The organism is Halostagnicola larsenii XH-48, from assembly GCF_000517625.1.
In the GTDB taxonomy this organism is placed as follows: Archaea; Halobacteriota; Halobacteria; order Halobacteriales; family Natrialbaceae; genus Halostagnicola; species Halostagnicola larsenii.
The window spans coordinates 863,810-882,829 of sequence record NZ_CP007055.1; the positions used below are offsets into that span (position 1 = coordinate 863,810).

At 62.8% G+C, this 19,020-nt stretch carries 18 protein-coding genes and 1 pseudogene; 12 read left to right on the forward strand and 7 right to left on the reverse strand.

Annotated features, from left to right (window positions below):
• Nucleotides 1-125: 125 nt before the first annotated feature.
• From acs (HALLA_RS04260) to HALLA_RS04285, 6 genes are all read left to right on the forward strand, one after another.
• Nucleotides 126-2,099, forward strand: a complete 1,974-nt coding sequence (gene acs, locus HALLA_RS04260) for an acetate--CoA ligase (protein ID WP_049952230.1) — start codon at nt 126-128, stop codon at nt 2,097-2,099.
• A gap of 159 nt (nt 2,100-2,258) precedes the next feature.
• A complete protein-coding gene (locus HALLA_RS04265) occupies nt 2,259-4,595 on the forward strand; it encodes a bacterio-opsin activator domain-containing protein (RefSeq protein WP_049952231.1) in 2,337 nt (778 codons plus the stop codon).
• 366 nt (nt 4,596-4,961) lie between these two features.
• The gene (gene acs / locus HALLA_RS04270; RefSeq protein ID WP_049952232.1) at nt 4,962-6,938 is read left to right on the forward strand and encodes an acetate--CoA ligase; all 1,977 of its coding nucleotides are present in this window, start codon (nt 4,962-4,964) and stop codon (nt 6,936-6,938) included.
• A gap of 57 nt (nt 6,939-6,995) precedes the next feature.
• Nucleotides 6,996-7,442, forward strand: a complete 447-nt coding sequence (locus HALLA_RS04275) for a DUF4212 domain-containing protein (RefSeq protein WP_049952233.1) — start codon at nt 6,996-6,998, stop codon at nt 7,440-7,442.
• Entirely contained in the window at nt 7,439-9,130 is a 1,692-nt protein-coding gene (locus HALLA_RS04280; protein ID WP_049952234.1) for a VC_2705 family sodium/solute symporter, read from the forward strand. The genes HALLA_RS04275 and HALLA_RS04280 overlap by 4 nt, the downstream gene beginning before the upstream one ends.
• On the forward strand, nt 9,123-9,593 hold the full coding sequence (locus HALLA_RS04285) for a universal stress protein (RefSeq protein WP_049952235.1): 471 nt from the start codon (nt 9,123-9,125) through the stop codon (nt 9,591-9,593). Before HALLA_RS04280 ends, HALLA_RS04285 begins: the two co-directional genes overlap by 8 nt.
• Nucleotides 9,594-9,706: 113 nt before the next feature.
• Here HALLA_RS04285 and HALLA_RS04290 read toward each other — a convergent pair whose 3' ends face one another.
• Complete coding sequence (locus HALLA_RS04290) at nt 9,707-9,928, reverse strand: hypothetical protein (RefSeq protein ID WP_049952236.1); 222 nt, start codon at nt 9,926-9,928, stop codon at nt 9,707-9,709.
• A 184-nt stretch (nt 9,929-10,112) separates the two neighbouring features.
• Between HALLA_RS04290 and HALLA_RS04295 the strand changes: the two genes are divergently transcribed.
• The 6 genes and pseudogenes from HALLA_RS04295 to HALLA_RS19855 all read left to right on the forward strand — a co-directional run bounded on the left by HALLA_RS04295 (nt 10,113) and on the right by HALLA_RS19855 (nt 13,935).
• Entirely contained in the window at nt 10,113-10,658 is a 546-nt protein-coding gene (locus HALLA_RS04295; RefSeq protein WP_049952237.1) for a tRNA (cytidine(56)-2'-O)-methyltransferase, read from the forward strand.
• 91 nt (nt 10,659-10,749) lie between these two features.
• Complete coding sequence (locus tag HALLA_RS04300; RefSeq protein WP_049952238.1) at nt 10,750-11,268, forward strand: transcription factor; 519 nt, start codon at nt 10,750-10,752, stop codon at nt 11,266-11,268.
• Nucleotides 11,268-11,957 carry a DUF2110 family protein gene (locus HALLA_RS04305; RefSeq protein WP_049952239.1) on the forward strand — a complete coding sequence of 230 codons (690 nt, stop codon included), beginning with the start codon at nt 11,268-11,270 and terminating at the stop codon, nt 11,955-11,957. Before HALLA_RS04300 ends, HALLA_RS04305 begins: the two co-directional genes overlap by 1 nt.
• Before the next feature lie 6 nt (nt 11,958-11,963).
• On the forward strand, nt 11,964-12,734 hold the full coding sequence (locus HALLA_RS04310; protein ID WP_049952240.1) for a DUF5803 family protein: 771 nt from the start codon (nt 11,964-11,966) through the stop codon (nt 12,732-12,734).
• 128 nt (nt 12,735-12,862) lie between these two features.
• Complete coding sequence (locus tag HALLA_RS04315; RefSeq protein ID WP_049952241.1) at nt 12,863-13,378, forward strand: chemotaxis protein CheD; 516 nt, start codon at nt 12,863-12,865, stop codon at nt 13,376-13,378.
• Nucleotides 13,375-13,935: pseudogene (locus tag HALLA_RS19855) on the forward strand (CheR family methyltransferase). Before HALLA_RS04315 ends, HALLA_RS19855 begins: the two are co-directional and overlap by 4 nt.
• A gap of 23 nt (nt 13,936-13,958) precedes the next feature.
• Here HALLA_RS19855 and HALLA_RS04325 read toward each other — a convergent pair.
• The 6 genes from HALLA_RS04325 to HALLA_RS04350 are packed head-to-tail and all read right to left on the reverse strand — an operon-like array spanning nt 13,959 to nt 18,866.
• On the reverse strand, nt 13,959-14,735 hold the full coding sequence (locus HALLA_RS04325; RefSeq protein WP_049952243.1) for a DUF7289 family protein: 777 nt from the start codon (nt 14,733-14,735) through the stop codon (nt 13,959-13,961).
• Nucleotides 14,732-15,217, reverse strand: a complete 486-nt coding sequence (locus tag HALLA_RS04330) for a DUF7266 family protein (protein ID WP_049952244.1) — start codon at nt 15,215-15,217, stop codon at nt 14,732-14,734. Before HALLA_RS04330 ends, HALLA_RS04325 begins: the two co-directional genes overlap by 4 nt.
• The gene (locus tag HALLA_RS04335) at nt 15,214-15,687 is read right to left on the reverse strand and encodes a DUF7261 family protein (protein WP_049952245.1); all 474 of its coding nucleotides are present in this window, start codon (nt 15,685-15,687) and stop codon (nt 15,214-15,216) included. The genes HALLA_RS04330 and HALLA_RS04335 overlap by 4 nt, the downstream gene beginning before the upstream one ends.
• On the reverse strand, nt 15,684-16,304 hold the full coding sequence (locus HALLA_RS04340) for a DUF7288 family protein (protein ID WP_049952247.1): 621 nt from the start codon (nt 16,302-16,304) through the stop codon (nt 15,684-15,686). The genes HALLA_RS04335 and HALLA_RS04340 overlap by 4 nt, the downstream gene beginning before the upstream one ends.
• On the reverse strand, nt 16,304-16,807 hold the full coding sequence (locus HALLA_RS04345; RefSeq protein ID WP_049952248.1) for a DUF7287 family protein: 504 nt from the start codon (nt 16,805-16,807) through the stop codon (nt 16,304-16,306). Before HALLA_RS04345 ends, HALLA_RS04340 begins: the two co-directional genes overlap by 1 nt.
• A gap of 1 nt (nt 16,808) precedes the next feature.
• Entirely contained in the window at nt 16,809-18,866 is a 2,058-nt protein-coding gene (locus HALLA_RS04350) for a type II secretion system F family protein (protein WP_049952249.1), read from the reverse strand.
• Nucleotides 18,867-19,020 lie beyond the last annotated feature (154 nt).

Here is a 19,020-nt window from a genome sequence, read left to right on the forward strand (position 1 = left end):
CGCGAACAGCGTTCGAGAGCGACACGCGAAGTCGGTAAGACGCCATGGACGCCACACCACGTCGGTAAGACGTTGGCGCCTCGACAGAACGTTTATTCGTCTCTCTTCCGTCGATTGAGATAAGAATGGTCGACCCGAACGGGTGGGACCGGAACGTCGCCGCGCCCACCGGACCGCCTCACAGCCCTCCGGACGCGTTCGTGTCGCAGGCGAACGTTTCCGACGCCGATGTCTATGCGGACTTCGAAGACACCTGGCCGGAGTGTTGGGAACGGGCAGCCGACTTACTCGAGTGGGACGAACACTACGACAACGTCCTCGAGACCGAAGACGCGCCGTTTTACCGGTGGTTTTCCGGCGGTCGGCTCAACGCGTCGTACAACTGTCTCGACCGCCACGTCGAGTCGGGCCGGAAGAATCACGCCGCGATCCGCTGGGAGGGAAAACACGGCGAGACGCGAACCTACACCTATCGGGACCTGTACGTCGAGGTCAACGAGTGTGCCGCGGCGTTGCGGTCGCTCGGCGTCGAAGAAGACGACGTCGTGACGATATACCTCCCGATGATCCCGGAACTACCGATCGCGATGCTGGCGTGTGCTCGCATCGGCGCACCCCACTCTGTCGTCTTCGCGGGGCTCTCGGCGGACGCGCTGTCGACGCGGATGGACGCCGCGAGTTCGGAGTACCTGCTCACCTGCGACGGCTACTACCGCCGCGGCGACGCCTTCAATCAAAAGAGCAAGGCCGACAACGCTGTCATCGGGCTCGCACAGGACGTCGAGACCGTCGTCGTCGATCGGCTGGGCGAGGACCTCCCCCACGTACTCGGCGAGAACGAACGGGACTATCACGACCTGCTCGAGGAGTTCTACGGCGAGACGGTCGACCCGGTTTCGCGCGACGCCGATGACATGCTGTTCGTGATGTACACCTCGGGGACGACGGGCGAACCGAAAGGCGTCGTCCACGCGACCGGGGGGTACCTGACGAACGTCGCCTGGACGAGCCACGCCGTCCTCGACATCAAACCGGAGGACACCTACTGGTGTGCCGCGGACATCGGCTGGATCACCGGCCACTCCTACATCGTCTACGGCCCGCTCGCGCTCGGGACGACCACCGTCCTCTACGAGGGCTCGCCCGACTACCCCGACCGCGATCGACTCTGGGAGATCGTCGACAGGAACGCGGTCGACGTTTTCTACACCGCGCCGACGGCGATCCGCGCGTTCATGAAGTGGGGCGAGGAGTATCCGAATCGCCACGATCTCTCCTCGCTTCGCCTGCTCGGCAGCGTTGGAGAGCCCATCAGCCCGCGACCGTGGGAGTGGTACCACGAACACGTCGGCGGCGGATCGTGCCCGATCGTCGACACCTGGTGGCAGACCGAAACCGGGGGGATCGCCGTCTCGACGCTGCCGGGCGTCGACGAGATGAAACCCGGCGCGGCGGGCCCGTCGCTTCCCGGAATCGACGCTCGAGTCGTCGACGCCGGCGGCGACCCCGTCGAACCGGGACAGGCGGGCTACCTAACGCTCGCCCAGCCGTGGCCGGGGATGGTCAAGACGCTGTACGAGGGACACGAGCAGTTCGTCGACGAATACTGGCGACGATTCTCCGATCCCGAGGCAGACGAATGGGTGTACTTTAGCGGCGACGCGGCTCGAGTCGACGAGGACGGCTACCTCACGGTGCTCGGGCGCGTCGACGACGTGATCAACCTCTCGGGGCATCGGCTGAGCACCATGGAAATCGAGGGGGCCATCGCTGACACGGAAGGCGTGGCCGAAGCGGCTGTCGTCGGCCGAACCACTGACTCGACCCGAACCGAAATCTACGCGTACGTGAGCACCGAACGCCGCGTCGACGACGAGGCGGCCGTTCGGGCCCGAATCGAGTCCAGCATCGAAAGCGCCATCGGTCAGATCGCGCTGCCCGAAGAGGTCGTCTTTACGCCCGAACTACCGAAGACCCGTTCGGGGAAGATCCTCCGCCGACTCCTCGAGGACGTGGCAAACGGCGAGGAGCTGGGAGACACCAGTGCGCTTCGAAACCCCGAAATCGTCGGCGAAATCCAGTCTGCCTCCCGCGAGTGACACTCACGAGAACGGACGACGAGCGCGTTTCGGTCTCTTTGAATCTACGAAACGGAAGCTTCGAATACAATAGCCACAATTGAAAGGAGCTCCAGGAAGATAATGAAACGCGGGAGAAAGCCGATACTACTATGTTCGACCTCGTAGAAAGCGCGAAGCATGACGATCGCGGAGCCTGATTCGTCGACGCTGACGAGAGACCGGTACGACCGGCTTCTCGAGGCTGCAGAAACCTACCGAGAAGCGCTCGTCGTCAGGCTCTGCGGGGAGGTCGGGGTTCGGCCGGCCGAACTCGCGCGGCTCTCGAGCGGCGATATCGATCGAGTTACTGCGGATCCACCGCGATATCTGCTCCGGATTCCAAACGGGGACTTCGAGGAGCACGCTGACCGTGATACTCCTCCCGACCGGACCCGGACCGCGTATCTCCCGACCGATCTCCAGCGCGATCTCGAGCGGTACGTTCGAAGCAACGATATCGCGGCTGCAGAGCGGATCTTTCCGGTGACACCGCGTCGAATCCAGATGCTCGTCTCCGACGTCGCCGACCGGGCGAGCGAGCGCGCGAACGACGATTCCCTGTCGTCGGTCTCCTCGAGCGATCTGCGCCGATACTTCGCGCGGTCGTCGCTGGTCACCCACGAGATCAACCCGCGGGTGGTCAAAACCGCCGGCGGCTGGAAGAGCTTCGAAGCCCTCGAGTCGTATCTCTCCGAGCCAACCGACGACGCGATCGTGGAAGCGTTCGAGGTCGTCGAAGACGGGGCTCGTTCGACCGACAATGCCGCGGAGATGCGCGACGATAGCCTCGTCGGATCGATACTGGCTGCGACCGATCGGTGTGCGCTCATCAGATTGGATTCCGACGGCTACGTCGAACGCTGGAACCGAAGCGCGGTGTCGACGCTGGGGTACCACGCCGGCGAGATCGTCGGCACGCACGCGTCCGTTTTTTACGCCGAGGACGAGTTAACCGGCGACGAACTCGAGGGAAAACTCGCCGAGGCGACGACCGAGTCACCGCTCGAGGACGATAGCTGGTTCGTCCACCGGGACGGAAGCCGATTCCGAGCGACCGAACTCATCGTTCCGCTTCGCGAGGAACCGGGTGTCCGAGGAGGGTACGCCCTGTTCATCCACGACATCTCGAATCACCACGAACAGCTCGAGTCAGAACGCTCGAGAAACGACCGTCTCGAAGGGGCAAACGCCGTGACCCGCCGGTTCCGGAGCGTGGCACAGGAACTGCTCGAGGCCTCGGCACACGACGAGGTCGAAACCGACTGCTGTCGCGCACTCGTCGACGGGCCGGCCTATCAGTACGCCTGGATCGATCGAACGACGCGAACGGGTGAACGACAAAACTGGCGGACCTCGAGCGGTATCGATCCCGAGGCCGCTGACCGGTTGCTTCCCGATACATGGGACGGCGCGACGGCGGGGGGAGACGCCGCCCGTCGCCCATCTGGAAGTGAGTTCGACGACAACCCACCAGAGTTCGATGATAGTCCACCTACGAGCTCCGGCGTCGGTACCGACGATGTGACTGGTACCGATGGCGGACCGTCGACCGGACCTGCGGCGGGTGAGCCGTCCGCCGGCGAGACTGTCGTCACGAGCGTTGCCGGACAGGTCGAAAACGAGTACGTCGAGGGAACTCTCGCGCGCGTCTGCGTGTCATACGGAGATACCGTCTACGGGACGCTCTCGGTCGTCACGGATCGGGAGGGCGCCTTCGACCGGGACGAACTGGCGTGGCTCGAGACGATCGGTCGACAGGTCGGGTACGCGATCGCCGCCGTTCGCCGTCGCAACCTCCTGCTGTCGGATACGGTCGTCGAACTCGAGTTCGTCTGTCGCGACGAGCAGTCTTTCTTCGTCGATGCATCCGCCCAGCTCGGTTGCCGGTTCGAAATCGACTCGTTCGTCCCGGTTTCGGAATCGACTCAGCTCTACTACGTGACGTTGCAGGACGGCTCCCCGGCGACGGTTTTCGAACTGGCCGAGGCCGATCCGGGGATCGACGACTGCCGGCTGATCGAAACCTACGAGGACGGTTGGCGCGTCGAGTTCATCGTCGAGGGCTCGTCCCCCACGCTAACGCTCACCGAGTACGGCGTGACCGTACTCGAGACCGTCGTCGAAGGCGGGACGGCGACGATTGCCGCTGAGTGTGCTGGCGGGGCCGATCTGCGAACGATCGTCGACGGACTCCGATCTGTCTTTCCCGACTCCGAACTCGTCGGCAAACGCGAGGTCGAACGGACCGTCCAGACGGCCCACGAGTTTCGCGAAGGGCTCGCCGATCGGCTCACGGATAGACAGGAATCGGCGCTCAGAGCCGCGTATTTCGGCGGCTATTACGACTGGCCTCGAGAGAGCACGGCCGAGGAGGTCGCAGACGCCATGGGCGTTTCCTCGCCCACCCTGCACAACCACTTGCGCAAGGGTCAACACGAACTACTCAGAACGTTCTTCGACGCTTCTCAGGAGTGAGTCGCTACCGGCTATCGCTCGAAACTATTCTCCACAGAGTCGTCTCTCGAACAGATTTGCTCCCGAAATCATATCGGAAATGACAGGCTGTGGAACACCCCTCACAGGCGATCAACCTATACCGGCGAGTGGGTCCTAAGTATCTAGACCCGAGACCGATCGTCCGTGTCCGGTCCTCGTAACCCGCCGACTGCGGGTTGTTCATCGTTATATATCTCGACCGTATCCGGAAGCGTTAGCTCGGAAGACAATAATTGTCACACGGTTGGCGGGAAATTAATGAAATATAATGATGTTATTTGCTGGTGAGTTTACACAGCTAGATACTCCGTTTAGTACCCTGGTACCTCATTGATTGGGTGTACCATGACAGACGAGAACGTCGATCTCGAGGTGCGCCTCGAAGAACAGGAGGCCTTCGAGCCACCGGAATCGTTCGTCGAACAGGCGAACGTCTCGGACGAGGGGATATACGAGGAGTTCGAGGAGAACTGGCCGGAGTGTTGGGAACGAGCAGCCGACATGCTCGATTGGGACGAGGAGTACGACAACGTACTCGTAGACGACGATGCCCCCTTCTACGAGTGGTTCACGGGCGGACAACTGAACGCATCGGAGAACTGTCTGGATCGCCACGTCGAAGGCGGTCGCGGCGACAGCGTCGCCATCGAGTGGGAGGGGGAACTCGGTGAAACGCGCACGTACACGTACGAAGAATTACTCGAGGAAGTAGATGAGTTTGCCGCCACGCTTCGTGGGCTCGGCGTCGAGGAAGACGACGTCGTCACGCTGTACATGCCGATGATCCCCGAGCTACCGATCGCGATGTTGGCGTGTGCTCGACTGGGCGCACCCCATTCGGTCGTCTTCGCCGGCTTCTCGGCCGACGCGTTGGCCACCCGGATGAACTCGGCCGACAGCGAGTATCTCGTCACCTGTGATGGGTACTACCGCCGCGGCGACGCGCTCGACCACATCGAGAAGGCAAACGAAGGGCTCGAGGGCGTCGACCACGAGGTTTCCGACGTCGTCGTCGTCGACCGACTCGGCGACGAACTCGCACATTCGCTTGCCGACAACCAGCACGATTACGACGAACTCGTCGCCGACCACGCGGGGGAGTCCGTCGAACCGATCTCGAGAGACGCCGAGGATATGTTGTTCCTGATGTACACGTCGGGAACGACCGGGAAACCGAAGGGCGTGAAACACACGACCGGGGGGTACCTGTCCTACGCCGCCTGGACGAGCCACGCCGTCCTCGATATCGAACCTGAGGACACCTACTGGTGTTCGGCCGACATCGGCTGGATTACCGGCCACTCCTACATCGTCTACGGCCCGCTCGCGCTCGGAACGACCTCGGTGATGTACGAGGGAACGCCGGATTACCCGGAGAAAGATCGCATGTGGGAGCTCGTCGAGAAGAACGACGTCGATATCTTCTACACGGCCCCGACGGCGATTCGGGCGTTCATGAAGTGGGGGACCGAGTACCCACAGCAACACGACCTCTCCTCGCTTCGCCTGCTCGGAACGGTCGGCGAACCGATCAACCCTCGCGCCTGGAAATGGTACTACAAACACATCGGCAACGAGGAGTGTCCGATCGTCGACACCTGGTGGCAGACCGAAACCGGGGGCATGATGATCACGACCCTGCCGGGTATCGGCACGATGAAGCCGGGATCAGCCGGTCCGCCGTTGCCGGGGATCGACGGCCGGATCGTCGACGTCGATGGAAACCAAGTCGAGTCCGGTAACGCGGGCTATCTCACCGTCAACCGGCCGTGGCCGGGAATGCTTCGCACCCTCTATCAGAACGACGACCGCTTCATCGAGGAGTACTGGTCCGAGTATTCCGACCCCGATTCCGACGAGTGGGTCTACTTCCCGGAGGACGGCGCAAAGATCGACGACGACGGCTACATCACCGTGCTGGGCCGCGTCGACGACGTCATCAACGTCTCGGGTCATCGCCTCGGAACGATGGAGATCGAAAGCGCCATCGTCGGCGTCGAAGGCGTCGCCGAAGCGGCCGTCGTGGGCGGCGACCACGAGGTCAAAGGCGAAGCCGTCTACGTCTACGCGATTACCGAAGACGGGTACGACGAAGGCGACGAACTCGAGGAGCGCGTCGTCGAGGGAGTGCTCGAGTCGATCGGTCCGATCGCGAAACCGGAGGAGATCATCTTCACGCCGGAATTACCGAAAACGCGCTCGGGCAAAATCATGCGACGACTGCTAGAAGACATCGCGAGCGGCAACGAACTCGGGAACACCTCGACGCTGCGCAACCCAGAGATCGTCGACGACATCGCTGCACAGGTCGAAAACGACTGAGCGACGCATTCGATTTTCGAAATTACCAATCGACACTGCAATACAATTCACAGACATATGCCAGATAATAACACTCACGATACAACCGACGAACCGACTGCAACGGACGGTGGTGTCGCCGGACAGGCCGGCCAATCCCACCGAGATACAGAGTACCTGAACGCCGAAGTCAATCTCCTGAATCCGAGCACGGCGTTCATGCGAGATCACCTTCGCATCGTCTGGACGGGCTTCGCCATCTGGGTTCTTGCCGTGTTCGGCCCGGTGACGGCGACGTACGTCGCCACCGACGCGATGACGACCCAGATGCCGGTGCTTGGCTTCCCGCTACATTACTTCCTCGTCGCGTTCGGTGCGCCGACGAGCGCGTTGATCCTCTCGTTCTGGTACTCGCGCAAGCGAGACGCGCTCGACGAAAAGTACGGTATCGATCACGGAACCGTTGGGGGAACCGGCCGCGAGAGCGGCGATGCGGCGGCCACAGACGGGGGGATTAACGAATGACGGGGATACCGGTCGTGCCGCTTCAGGGGAGTCTCCTTCCGGAGTCGCTCAACATCTCGTTCAAGCTCCTCCCGGCCCTGCTGGTCCTCGGGATGCTCGGACTGTTCCTCGCTATCGGCTTCGTCTTCCGCGTGGCCGACACCGAAGACATGTGGGTCGCCGGTCGCTCTATCGGGAACCTCGAGAACGGGATGGCGATCGGTGCGAACTGGATGTCGGCGGCGTCCTATCTCGGGATGGCGGCTTCGATCGCACTTGCCGGCTTTTATGGGCTCGTGTACGTCGTCGGCTGGACGACGGGCTACTTCATCCTACTTATCTTCATGGCCGCGCAACTGCGCCGGTTCGGGAAATACACCGCGCCGGACTTCGTTGGCGACCGCTTCAACTCCGACAGCGCGCGGGCCATCGCGGCGGTGACGACGTTCCTCATCGGCTTCGTCTACGCCATCGGGCAGGCGAAGGGGATGGCGCTCGTCGGCCTGTACATCTTCGGCGACTACGGCGGCCTTATTCCTGGACTCGACGGCTATCAGGTGATGGTCGTCGCCATGATGGTCATTACCGTCGGCTATCTAACGCTGTCCGGCATGATGGGTGCGACGAAGAACCAGGCCGTCCAGTACGTCATCCTCATTCTGGCGTTCGTCGTCGGCCTGTTCGTCGTCGGCTACACGAACGGCTACTCGACGGTGCTGCCTCAGCTCGAGTACGGGATGCTGATCAACGACCTCGGCAGCGAGTTCAGCGAACCGTTCGCGACCTCGAGTTACTACCTCTGGATCGCGACGACGTTCTCGCTGATCGTCGGGACTTGCGGACTGCCCCACGTGCTGGTGCGGTTCTACACGGTCGAGAGCGAGCGAACGGCCCGCTGGTCGACCGTCTGGGGACTGTTCTTCATCTGCATCCTCTACTGGAGCGCTCCCGCGTTCGCGGCATTCGGGACCGACCTCTACAGCCAGAACGTCAATCCGACCTACGGTGACCCCGGCATGACCAGTGCGGCCAGCGAGGTCATCGTCGTGCTGGCGGCCCAGCTGTCGAACCTGCCGCAGTGGTTCGTCGGCATCGTCGCCGCTGGCGGTATCGCCGCGGCCATCGCGACGGTCGCTGGGCTGTTCATCGCCGGCTCCTCGGCGATCAGCCACGACATCTACACGAACATCATCAACGAAGACGCGACCCAGCGCCAGCAGATTCTGGTCGGTCGCCTCTCGATCGTCGCACTCGGCGTGCTAACGACGCTCGCCGCGCTTGACCCTGCGTCGTCGATCGCCGCACTCGTCGGCTACGCGTTCGCGCTGGCCGGCTCCGTGCTGTTCCCGATGTTCTTCCTCGGAATGTGGTGGGAGAACGCCAACCGTCCGGGCGCACTCGCCGGTATGACCACCGGGCTCGTCATGTGGTCGATTCCGATGATCAACGAGATCGTCCCGACGTACGTCTCCTCGCTCGAGGCCCCGCTGTCGGCGGGCCTGGCACAGTGGATGCCCGCGATCGGCTCGGCACTGATCACCCTTCCGGTAGTCTTCGCCGTCACTATCGTCGTCTCGCTGATGACCGAGGAGCCGGACATGGAGACCAAGCGGGTCGTCCGGCAGTGTCACAGCCCCGAACCGATGCGTCAGCAACAGACCGCCGAAGACGTCGTGACCGACGGGGGCGAGACCCCCGCGGATGACTGAACCCATGTACGACCAAATACTCGTTCCGACCGACGGTAGCGACACGGCCGAAGAGGCGGTCGAGCACGCGCTCGACCTCGCCGAACGATACGGAGCCACGGTTCACGCTCTGTACGTGGTCGATACCAACGCAATGAGTCTCAGCCTCGGTGGCGAACAGCTCGACCGCATCGAGCAGGGCCACTACGGCGAGATGGACGAAGTACGTGAGCGCGCCGAAAAGGCCACGGGCTACGTGGCCGACCGCGCCGGCGAACTGGGGATCGACGCCGTCGAGCACGTCTCGGCGGGGCGGCCCCACGACATGATCGCCAACTACGTCGCGCACAACGACATCGACCTCATCGTTATGGGATCGCACGGACGCACCGGCGTCCGCCGGGCGCTGCTTGGCAGCGTGACCGAGCGGACCCTGCGGTCGACTCGCGCTCCGGTACTGGTCATCGACAGCGACAACGAGTAACGCGCCTCGGGACTTTTTTCGCCGGCATCGAAGAACCGACGGCAATAGCGGCGACCGTCGACACGAACGGCGACGACACCGACGTACGGCCGCCTCCGATACTGCTCGTAGGGCTACCGATCCTGCTGGCGGATCGCCAGTTCGACGTTCCACACGAAGCCGAAGTAGGCGACGATCCCCGCGAGCATGAGCATGTAGTACACCCACGTCGGTGGCTCGAGGAAGTAGGCGACGACCTCGACCAGCGTCACCCAAACGACCGCGAACGCGAGGTCGGTCAGGATTCCCCACCGCTCCTCGCGCGCGGTTCGCAGCCACTCGCCGGCCCCTGTCATCGGCCGTTCACCCGACGATCGAATCCGTACATCGTGTGGCCCGTTCGCAGTGTCACGGAAAAAGGTTATCGACGCGGCGGCGCTCGCTCTCCCCAATACTCGAGTTCGTCCGCGAGGTCGCTCGGTGGGGCGACCAACGGTCGAAAACGAAACCCCCTAACCGCATCCGAGAGTAAATGCACGCATGCACGACGACAGCGAGGTCGCCGTCCTCCGACTCGGCCACCGGCCCGGGCGTGACGACCGGATGACGACCCACGTCGGCCTGACCGCGCGGGCGCTGGGTGCCGACCGCGTTCTCTTTCCCGACAACGCCGGCCAGTCGCTCGAGACCGTCGCGGACATCACCGACCGCTTCGGCGGCCCCTTCGACGCCGAACTGACGGACTCGCCGAACGCGATCATCCGAAACTGGGAGGGCGAGGTCGTCCACCTGACGATGTACGGAGAGCGCGTCGAAACCGTCGAGAACGAAATCCGCGCCGCACACCTCGAGAATGGCACTCCGCTGTTGGTCGTCGTCGGCTCCGAGAAGGTTTCGTTCGACGTCTACGAAGCCGCCGACTGGAACGTCGGCGTCACCAACCAGCCCCACTCGGAGGTCGCCGGACTGGCGGTCTTTCTGGACAGGTTGTTCGAAGGACGCGAGTTCGACAGGGAGTGGGAAAACGCAGACCGGCGCATTATCCCGCAAGAAACCGGAAAGCACGTCGAATCGGTCGAGGAGTAATTTTACGAACGCGAGCATCGGACGGATCGCCCTCCGACCGCTTCGTCGTCCCTCAAAAGACTTAATGGTCGCATACTATTAGGGGTAGCTAATGGCTTTTGAGGAGCTGCTCGAGGATCCGGTTATCCAGAAGTACTTACACGAGCTGGTCGGTCCGACGGGGATGCCCGTCGCGGCGGCCCCGCCGGACGGGGAAGTGACCGACGAGGAGCTCGCCGAGGATCTCGATCTCGAGCTCAACGACGTTCGCCGGGCACTGTTTATCCTGTACGAAAACGATCTGGCGACCTACCGTCGCCTTCGGGACGAGGATTCGGGGTGGCTCACCTACCTCTGGACGTTCGAGTACGACAACATTCCGGAGAACCTAGAAGAGGAGATGCACCGGCTCCACGGCGCACTCGAGGATCGCCAGGAGTACGAACGGAATCACGAATTCTATCTCTGTGAGATCTGTTCGATCCGCTTCGAGTTTGGCGAAGCGATGGACTTCGGCTTCGAGTGTCCCGAATGTGGGTCGCCGGTCGAATCGATGGATAACGACCGCCTCGTACACGCGATGGAAGACCGCCTCGCCGCCCTCGAGGACGAACTCAATATTGACGCCTGATGGTAGTACTCGCAACGAAACTCTACGTCAGCGGTGATGCACGCGAGCGAGCGACGGATTCGCTCCGATCCCTGGTGGCAAACGAAATCGGCGACCTCGAAGTCGAGTTCGAGGTCGGCGTGCGCCACGACGATTTCCCGTCGGTAACGATCGACGGCGAAGACGCCGTCGTCGCGCGAAACGTCCTCCGCGAGGAGTTCGGCGAAATCGTCCCCGACCTCGAGGCCGGCGAAACGTACGTCGGAACGCTCGATTCGTGGGACGAAGACGGGTTCATCCTCGACGCGGGACAACCGGTTCGGATTTCGGCCGAGGAGATGGGACTGGGTCCCGGCTCTCCGACACAGATCCGCGAACGGTACGGACTCGTCCAGCACGTCCCCTTGCGGTTCGTCTACGGTGGCGAGTTCGGCGACGACGATGCGGAACCGTCCCGGCTGGCCGAGGCCGAACGTGACCGCCTTTACGAGTGGACCCGCGGCGACGGTCGGCTGAACGTCAACAGCGCGACCCGTGGCGAAGTCCGGGCGACGCTCAATCGCGCCGGACACGCGCAGGATTACATCACCGTCGAACGGTTCGGATTGCTCGAGCAAAGCGTGATCTGCCCGGAGGATACGGATCCGCCGGGACTGCTCTCGAGCGTGGGAGAGTATCTACCCGCAGAGTTGCGGTGTGTCGTCCCATAACCAGTCATGAACCGACGTCTCGTTCTCGGAATTCTCGCCGTGGCGCTGCTCGCGACGACCGCGGGCTGTTCGATGTTCACCGGCGGCATCTCCGACGAGGAACTCGACCGCGAACAGAGCTACGACGACCTCAGGGAGAGCAATGCGACCGTCAGGATCGACATCGAGGGTGCGAGCCTGGCCGACGGCGGCGAGTTCCGCGCCGTCTACGATCTCAACGGCACCGACGAGCTATCGATGTACAGATCGTCGCTCTATCGCGAGGAGGCACTCGATATCTACAGCGTTCGGTACTGGTATCCAAACGGGACCGAAGTAACCGGCTCGGACCTCGATATCGAGCAAGGTCGCTCGAGCACGGACGTTCGGGTGCCCGACGGAAACGGAACGCTCGCGATGTCGAGCCACGCAGGGTCGAAAACGTTCCAGTTGCCAACGTACGTCGAGGGGAGCTACGAGGTTACCCCGCCGGAGGGCCACAGAACGTCGAATTTCCTGTTCGGAAACGTCAACCCAGGCGGGTTCGAGCGGTCGGTCGTCGACGACCAGGAACGACTCCGGTGGGACAACGCCGAAACCCCGATCTCCGTGCAGTATTACAACGCCCGAGATATTCCGCTCTTTCTTGGGCTCATCGGCGTCGTTGGCGTCGTCGGCGGTGCGGGGGTCGCCTACTACTACCGGCAAGTCAAGCAGTTAGAGCGACGTCGAAAGGAGGCGGGTATCGACCTCGAAGGCGGCGACGAGTCCGACGACGACCCACCAGGGCGGCCCTAACCGCTTTCGAACGCGTCGGCTCCCCGTGCTCTATCGGGGGAAGAGTACTTGAACACGTACGCACAAGTGACCATATCGAAAACCAGAGAGACCGGTCCGCGTTCAGTTGGCTGGACTGGCCCAGATAAATGAAACAGCGTGATTCTGCACCCAGCACTCCGGTTCCCCGGAAGGTTGGTATTTCAGATGTCATCGTCGCAACGGGAGCACAAACGTTCAAATCTTACGGCTTAGGCTCCTGTCTGGCGATCGCCCTCTACGACCCCGAAGCCACTATCGGCGGGCTTGCACACGCGATGTTACCCACCAACAAAAGCACCGCGACGATAGAGGATCTTCCAGGGAAGTACGCCGATACGGCGGTACGGGCGCTTCACCGCCGAACGATCGACGCCGGCGGCTGTCGGTCGTCGCTCGAGGCCAAAGTCGCGGGCGGCAGCGATATGTTCGAGTTCGACAGCCTCGAAGACAGCGTCGGCAAGCGCAATATTGAGACGGCCAAAGCGGAACTCGAAACCCTCGGCGTGCCCCTCGTTGCAGAAGACGTGGGCGGGAGTCACGGTCGAACCGTCGAGTTCATCCTCGAGACCGGTGCGCTCGTCATCGAAACGGCCGACGACGAACAGGAGGACCAGACGCTATGACGGTGGATTCGTTCGAACAACTGCTCGAGTATGTCGAAACCGAACTTGCCTTTGCGACCAGGCACTACAACGATAAGTATCTGGACCGGCGGATCACGTCCTGAATGCGCCGAACCGACGCCGATAGCTACGAGGCGTACCTGAGATACCTCCGAGAGAGGCCCGACGACCAGGTCGCGCTCCTCGAGTCGATGAGTATCAACGTCACCGGATTCTTCCGAAATCCCGACGTCTGAGAGGGGATTCGTGCCGTCGTTCGGGACCTTGCTGCCGACAGAGCCTCCGTGCGGAGCTGGAGCGCTGCGTGTGCCGGCGGTCGCGAACCGTACTCGCTGGCGATGCTCGCACACGACGACCCGGAAATAGACGAATCTGCGGTCGAAGTGCTGGGAACCGACATCAGCGAACCAGCGCTCGAGACCATCGAGCGGTCGCTCCGGCCGAAGGGATATCTCGTTATCGGCAAGTCCGAGACGATTTCGAGCCGGTTGCAATCGACGTTTTTCATCCACGATTCGCAGCTTCGGATCTATCGAAACCGGCCCGACTCGACCTGACGGACACCTCGAGATGGGTGGATTCAGGCTGCGGCGGCGTACTCGACGTCGAGTTCGACGACGTGCACCGAGAGCCGGTCGATCGGGTCGTCGTTCGATCCGGAACACGCCCACCCCTCGCTGGTCCGGACCCATTCCTCGTCGAAGGCTCCCTCCCAGCCATGGGCGTCCGTGCCGTCGGTATCGACCGCAACCTCGAGCGAGCGAACGTCGGAGAACGTCTTCCGGTACGACGCTCCCGTTTCTGTCGCCGTGATCGGAATCGGCCCATCGGATCGGTACGAACCACCGTCTTCTGCGATCGTCACCAGCGAAACGAGTGCGATACCGTCTGTACACGCCAATCGTGGCTCGACGACTGGCGTCCGTTCGCCCATGTTACTCAGCCGAAACACGCCACCGCCTTCGTAGGCGACCGCCGTCGATCCGTCCTCGTAGACGAGCGATCCGAGCTGCCACGATTCGGTTTCGATTCGATCGCCGTGTTCGACCGCGAGGTCGACTCGCGGTCCCGATTCGCCCGTTTCGATCCGCCCGCCACGGACCGGCAGTTGGTGCGTCCGCTCGTGGACGCCCTCGTATCGGGCGATATCATCGAAGTCCCCTGCAAGACCGATCAGTGCTCGGTCGACCTCCCGCGCTGATTGGTGCTGGTCGTGCAGGTCCAGTGACTGGACGCCGACGACGGACACCAGCGCAACTGCGAGAACGACCGTCCCGAAGACGAGAACGAAACCGACGAGTTCGGTGACCGCGCGTTCGTCTTCACGTCCATCCCTCCCGATTCGAGTACGTTTCATGGATTCCACACCCCGAGCTTCTCGCCGTCGTGACCGATCGCGATCGTCCCGCCGCGAACGGACGTGTCCGCATCGACGCTCGCCTCCAGTTCGCCGAGCGGAATAGAGACGGACTGGCCGGTTGCCTGTGCGGTGAGTTCGAGACAGTACTCGCCCGCAGACAGCGCCTGCTCGAGTTCGTCACAGTCGACGATCGCGACCCGATATCTCGAGTTCGCCGCAGTTTCTGGGTAGTCTACGGTGACCGTCGCCTCGTCGGTCGTCCCGTGGGCGGTCCCGAGGCCATCGACTCGGAGTACGTCGGCCGCGAGTCGCTCACCGGTCGTCTCGAGGGACTCGCGCACGCTGCGGTCGGTTTCGCCCTCCAGCAGCACGCCGGCGCTGACCAGTAGAGTTGCGACGAGGACCGTCGCGATCCCGAGTGTGAGTGCGTGGGTCAACGCGATCGAAATTGCCCGATCGTCGCGGCGAAACCCGGTCATGACCCATCACCGAATCCGAAAATCCTGTGTGTCCGTTCGGTCGAAACGGTGCTCGAGTCGTATCGAACCGTGAGGTTGACGTATTCGCCGGCGCTTGATGCCCGATCGTCATTGTGGCGTCGACCCGCGCTGTCGTTTTCGATCACTGTCGCCTCGGCGCTCACGACGACTCGTTCGCTGGTTGCGGTCGTTCGCTGGTACTGCTCGACGTACTCGTCGATCTCACCCTCGAGGCCGTCGTCGAACGATTCCGTCTCCTCGTCCCAGGCACTCGTGACAAGGTGTTCGACACCGTCGACGAGTCCGTGCGTCGTCGACTCTGCCGGTGCCCGTTCGTGACTCGCCGCGTTCGAGGAGGCGGTCTCCGTGTACACCACGCCGTTGAAGACGGCAACGAGAGCGAGGAGCACGAACGCGATCGCGATCGCGCCGACGAGCAGGACCTGGCCACGGTCTCGTGACTGTCTCACCAGACCGTCACCTCCACGTCTACGACGGCAGCGATCGGCCCGCTTTCGGCCTCTAAAGACGGATGCGGATCGGGTTCGTTCGCGTCCTCGACGACCGTTTCCGTATAACTCGCTGCGACGGCGTTCGACCCAGGGTTCTCGTCGGTAGTCGCATACACCGTCTCGCGGGCTATCGTGGCGTTTTCGTCTTCGTAACTGAAGCTGATTCGGTACTCACGGTTCCGTGGCGACTCTCCGAACTGCTCGGCCAGTACTTCCCCAAGTACGAACGCCTCGAGTTCGCCGCTCGAAAACCGGCTTCCGTTCCACGCGCGGACGAACGCCGACAGGTTTCCGGTTGACGCCGGGGCAGTGGCTGCGACGACGAGCGCATCGTGGGTCTGTTGCTGGAGCCGATATTGTTCATCCCGTCGTTCGGATTCCGCGATGGCCGCCGTGAACCCGCCCGTCTGATACACCACGAGAACCGCAGCGAGGACGATTGCGGCGCCGACGACCCCCTCGAGCGTATACGCCTGTCCGCGGTCGGTCCGCCGTCGCCCTGTGTCTCGTGACGGATCGGTGTGCGCTGCTCGCCGTGCTTTCGATTGAGGAGGGTATCGACGAACACCTCTCATCACCTCCACACCTCCACGACGAGCCGACAGGCGACTTGACAGTCTTCGGTGTCACCGACGGAAACGAGTCGTTCGACCGAATCCGTCGGGCGACCGCTTGCTGAGTCCTCTCCTCGCGTCAGGAGCTCGGTCTCCCGATCGATCGTCTCGAGCGTGATGCGTACCGACTCGAGTGCCACTCCGTCCGCGGTTCGAAGCCCGAACCGTTTCTGGATCTCGTCGTCTGCGTACTCGTTTCGCAGGCGGTCTCCGTCCAGTTCCGTCGGGCTCTCGTCGGTCGCGAGGTCGCCGACGATGGCCGTCGCGATCTGATCGGTCCGTGCGTCGGCGATCCGTTCGTTCGGACCCGCATCCGTCCCGGTGATCGCGGGCACCGCGGTGAACGCGAACGCAACCGCGATCAGGAACACGCCGACGCCGATGGCGAAGTCCTGGGTCGTTTGCCCGCGCTGGCGTCGGTCGTCTCGATCGATCGTGATCGGTCGCCGACTGCCGTCCACCATCTCAGACCACCACCAGCCAGATACCGAGCGCGATGGACGAAAGGGCGAGCACGTACTTCGCCCCGCTCAACAGGTCCGCGTTTCGGAGGTAGCCACAGACGAACCCCGACAGTATCGCATGGATGGTCACCGCGTGAAAGAACACCACTGAGAGCGTGTCGGCATCCAGCGTGGTGCCAGGATCGGTGGCCGCCAGTTGGCCGGCCGCTCCGTCGCCGTTCGTGGCCGCCCCGGAGCCGTACTCGAGCCCGCCCATCGTTTCGACGAACTGCGTTTGCAAGACGGCGACGACGGTCAGGATCGTCAGAAACGTCATGACGATGATAGCGATCTGCGTTCGCGTCCGGGATCGCCGTTCCGCCTCGAGATCATCGTGGGTCTCACTCGCCGCCGCGGCCGTCCGTAACACCGGCGTGATGTGGTTCGTCGCTTTCTGTGCGTCGGTGATGAGCCGCGTCGTTCTGGCCAGCCGCGGAATGCGATAGCTGTTGGCGAACTCGAGCAGCGCCTCGTCCAGACTCCGCCCGTAGGCGACTTTCGTGTGTATGGCGTCGAACTCCGTCGCTAGCTTTCCGCCGGCCGTCCGCGAAACCGTCTGGAGCGACTCGAGCAAGGTTTGTCCGGTATCGTTCACGCTCGAGAGGGTTCGGAGATCCGCAGAGAGCGTGCTGATGACCGCGTTTCGACGGCGTTCGTTCCACTCGTGGAAAATCGCGAGCGGCGCTAACACGAGAACCAGCGGGCCGTAGAGGTAGCGAACTGTCCCCATGACCGGGTCGTCGACGCCGTCGCTCCACGGAAGGATACTCTCGCCTGTTATCACCGCCGCACCGACGACGAGACTTGCCGCTGGAACCGTTAAAACGAGCGTCCCACGGGGATGGTCGCGAAAGAACAGATGCGGCTTCATACCGACCGCCCGTATCCGGTGAACGAGTTCTCGCCTCGCGATCCTCGCGCGTATTCGGGGTTGCCCAGTGAGCCGTCCGAGGACCGGCCCAGCGAGAACCCCCAGACCGCTCCCGTGGCGGCTTCTGTTATCGTCGTCTGCAGTCTCGAGAACGCCGTTACCGGGATCGTCGCGTTTGACGGTCGCCACGAGAACGAGAAATCCGAGGCCAATCGCGGGGATCAGTCCGTAGACGGTTAGATAGAGGAGTCGATCAGCCATGGCCGCTCCCGGGACGAGTTGCATCACGACCACGACGACCACCAGCAACAGCGGGAACAGAGAGAGGGTCAGATACAACTCGCCGACTAATTCCAGCGTGTCGAGAGTCCGTTCCTGTCGCTGCCTGGCGGTCTGTGCGTGTCGCTCCGTTTTCTCTTCGAGAAATTGCTCGCAGTCACCGCCGCTGTTGATGGTCGAGAGGAAATCGAGTAGGAACTGCGACAGTTCGTCGCTCGGGGTTTCGCGCGCCCGCGCTCGGATGGCGGTTCGGTAATCGACCCCGACGTATTCCGTCTCTCTGACGATGGTCTGAAATTCCAGTGCGACCTCGCCGTAGGCGTCCTCCGCGTCGGCAACCGCCTCGATGATCTCGAGGTGATCGAGCCCGCCGACCGACAGCGCGTACATATACGAGACGACGTCGGGGAGCAAGACGGCTATCTCGCGCGCTCGGGCAGACGCTCGAGCGTAGGGGATTCCGATCATCGAACAGACACAGACTGCGCCGCCAACTACCCCGAACAGGAGCGCCGTTCCGACGACGACCGCGAGCGCCTCGAGTGTCCGATCTGGGCCGAGCGATACGACAGGGGTCGAAGAGCGAAACACCGATTCGAGTCCAACGAGTTCCGACGCGAACAGTCCGTAGCCGACCATCGCTCCGATGGCACTGCAGCCGAGGCCGGCGACGACGCCGAGCCACAGCGCTCGAGCCAGATACCGCTCGCCCGTTGTGGCCATCCGGGCCTGCCCGAGTTTCCGCTCGAGCGCGTTCGCGAGTTGGTGGTCGCCGCCGAGCGGGGAGTGCGAACGTGGCGACCACGCGCCTGCGCTCCCATCGAGCCCCGCGTGATCGCTGGCAGCGGTTCTCGTCGAGTCAGTACTCATGGCTCGCTTCCAGCCCTCGCGGTCTCGGAACTGTCGTTGCTGTTGTCCCGCTCGAGAAGCGGTGTCTCGCCCTTCGTTCGGTACCGGCACGACTCGGTGTGTCCGCCAGTCCGGGAGTGGATCGCGTCGCCTTCGGAGCTATCCTCGTTCGCGA

What these genes read in the sequence shown, in the direction of transcription:
- HALLA_RS04280 (WP_049952234.1), top strand. Translation starts at nt 7,439, where the DNA reads ATGACGGGGATACCGGTCGTGCCGCTTCAGGGGAGTCTCCTTCCGGAG.
- HALLA_RS04310 (WP_049952240.1), top strand. Translation starts at nt 11,964, where the DNA reads ATGAACCGACGTCTCGTTCTCGGAATTCTCGCCGTGGCGCTGCTCGCG.
- HALLA_RS04350 (WP_049952249.1), bottom strand. Translation starts at nt 18,866, where the DNA reads ATGAGTACTGACTCGACGAGAACCGCTGCCAGCGATCACGCGGGGCTC.
- HALLA_RS04345 (WP_049952248.1), bottom strand. Translation starts at nt 16,807, where the DNA reads ATGGTGGACGGCAGTCGGCGACCGATCACGATCGATCGAGACGACCGA.
- HALLA_RS04285 (WP_049952235.1), top strand. Translation starts at nt 9,123, where the DNA reads ATGACTGAACCCATGTACGACCAAATACTCGTTCCGACCGACGGTAGC.
- HALLA_RS04300 (WP_049952238.1), top strand. Translation starts at nt 10,750, where the DNA reads ATGGCTTTTGAGGAGCTGCTCGAGGATCCGGTTATCCAGAAGTACTTA.
- acs (WP_049952232.1), top strand. Translation starts at nt 4,962, where the DNA reads ATGACAGACGAGAACGTCGATCTCGAGGTGCGCCTCGAAGAACAGGAG.
- HALLA_RS04290 (WP_049952236.1), bottom strand. Translation starts at nt 9,928, where the DNA reads ATGACAGGGGCCGGCGAGTGGCTGCGAACCGCGCGCGAGGAGCGGTGG.
- HALLA_RS04275 (WP_049952233.1), top strand. Translation starts at nt 6,996, where the DNA reads ATGCCAGATAATAACACTCACGATACAACCGACGAACCGACTGCAACG.
- HALLA_RS04340 (WP_049952247.1), bottom strand. Translation starts at nt 16,304, where the DNA reads ATGAGAGGTGTTCGTCGATACCCTCCTCAATCGAAAGCACGGCGAGCA.
- HALLA_RS04295 (WP_049952237.1), top strand. Translation starts at nt 10,113, where the DNA reads ATGCACGACGACAGCGAGGTCGCCGTCCTCCGACTCGGCCACCGGCCC.
- HALLA_RS04265 (WP_049952231.1), top strand. Translation starts at nt 2,259, where the DNA reads ATGACGATCGCGGAGCCTGATTCGTCGACGCTGACGAGAGACCGGTAC.
- HALLA_RS04305 (WP_049952239.1), top strand. Translation starts at nt 11,268, where the DNA reads ATGGTAGTACTCGCAACGAAACTCTACGTCAGCGGTGATGCACGCGAG.
- acs (WP_049952230.1), top strand. Translation starts at nt 126, where the DNA reads ATGGTCGACCCGAACGGGTGGGACCGGAACGTCGCCGCGCCCACCGGA.
- HALLA_RS04315 (WP_049952241.1), top strand. Translation starts at nt 12,863, where the DNA reads ATGAAACAGCGTGATTCTGCACCCAGCACTCCGGTTCCCCGGAAGGTT.
- HALLA_RS04330 (WP_049952244.1), bottom strand. Translation starts at nt 15,217, where the DNA reads ATGACCGGGTTTCGCCGCGACGATCGGGCAATTTCGATCGCGTTGACC.
- HALLA_RS04325 (WP_049952243.1), bottom strand. Translation starts at nt 14,735, where the DNA reads ATGAAACGTACTCGAATCGGGAGGGATGGACGTGAAGACGAACGCGCG.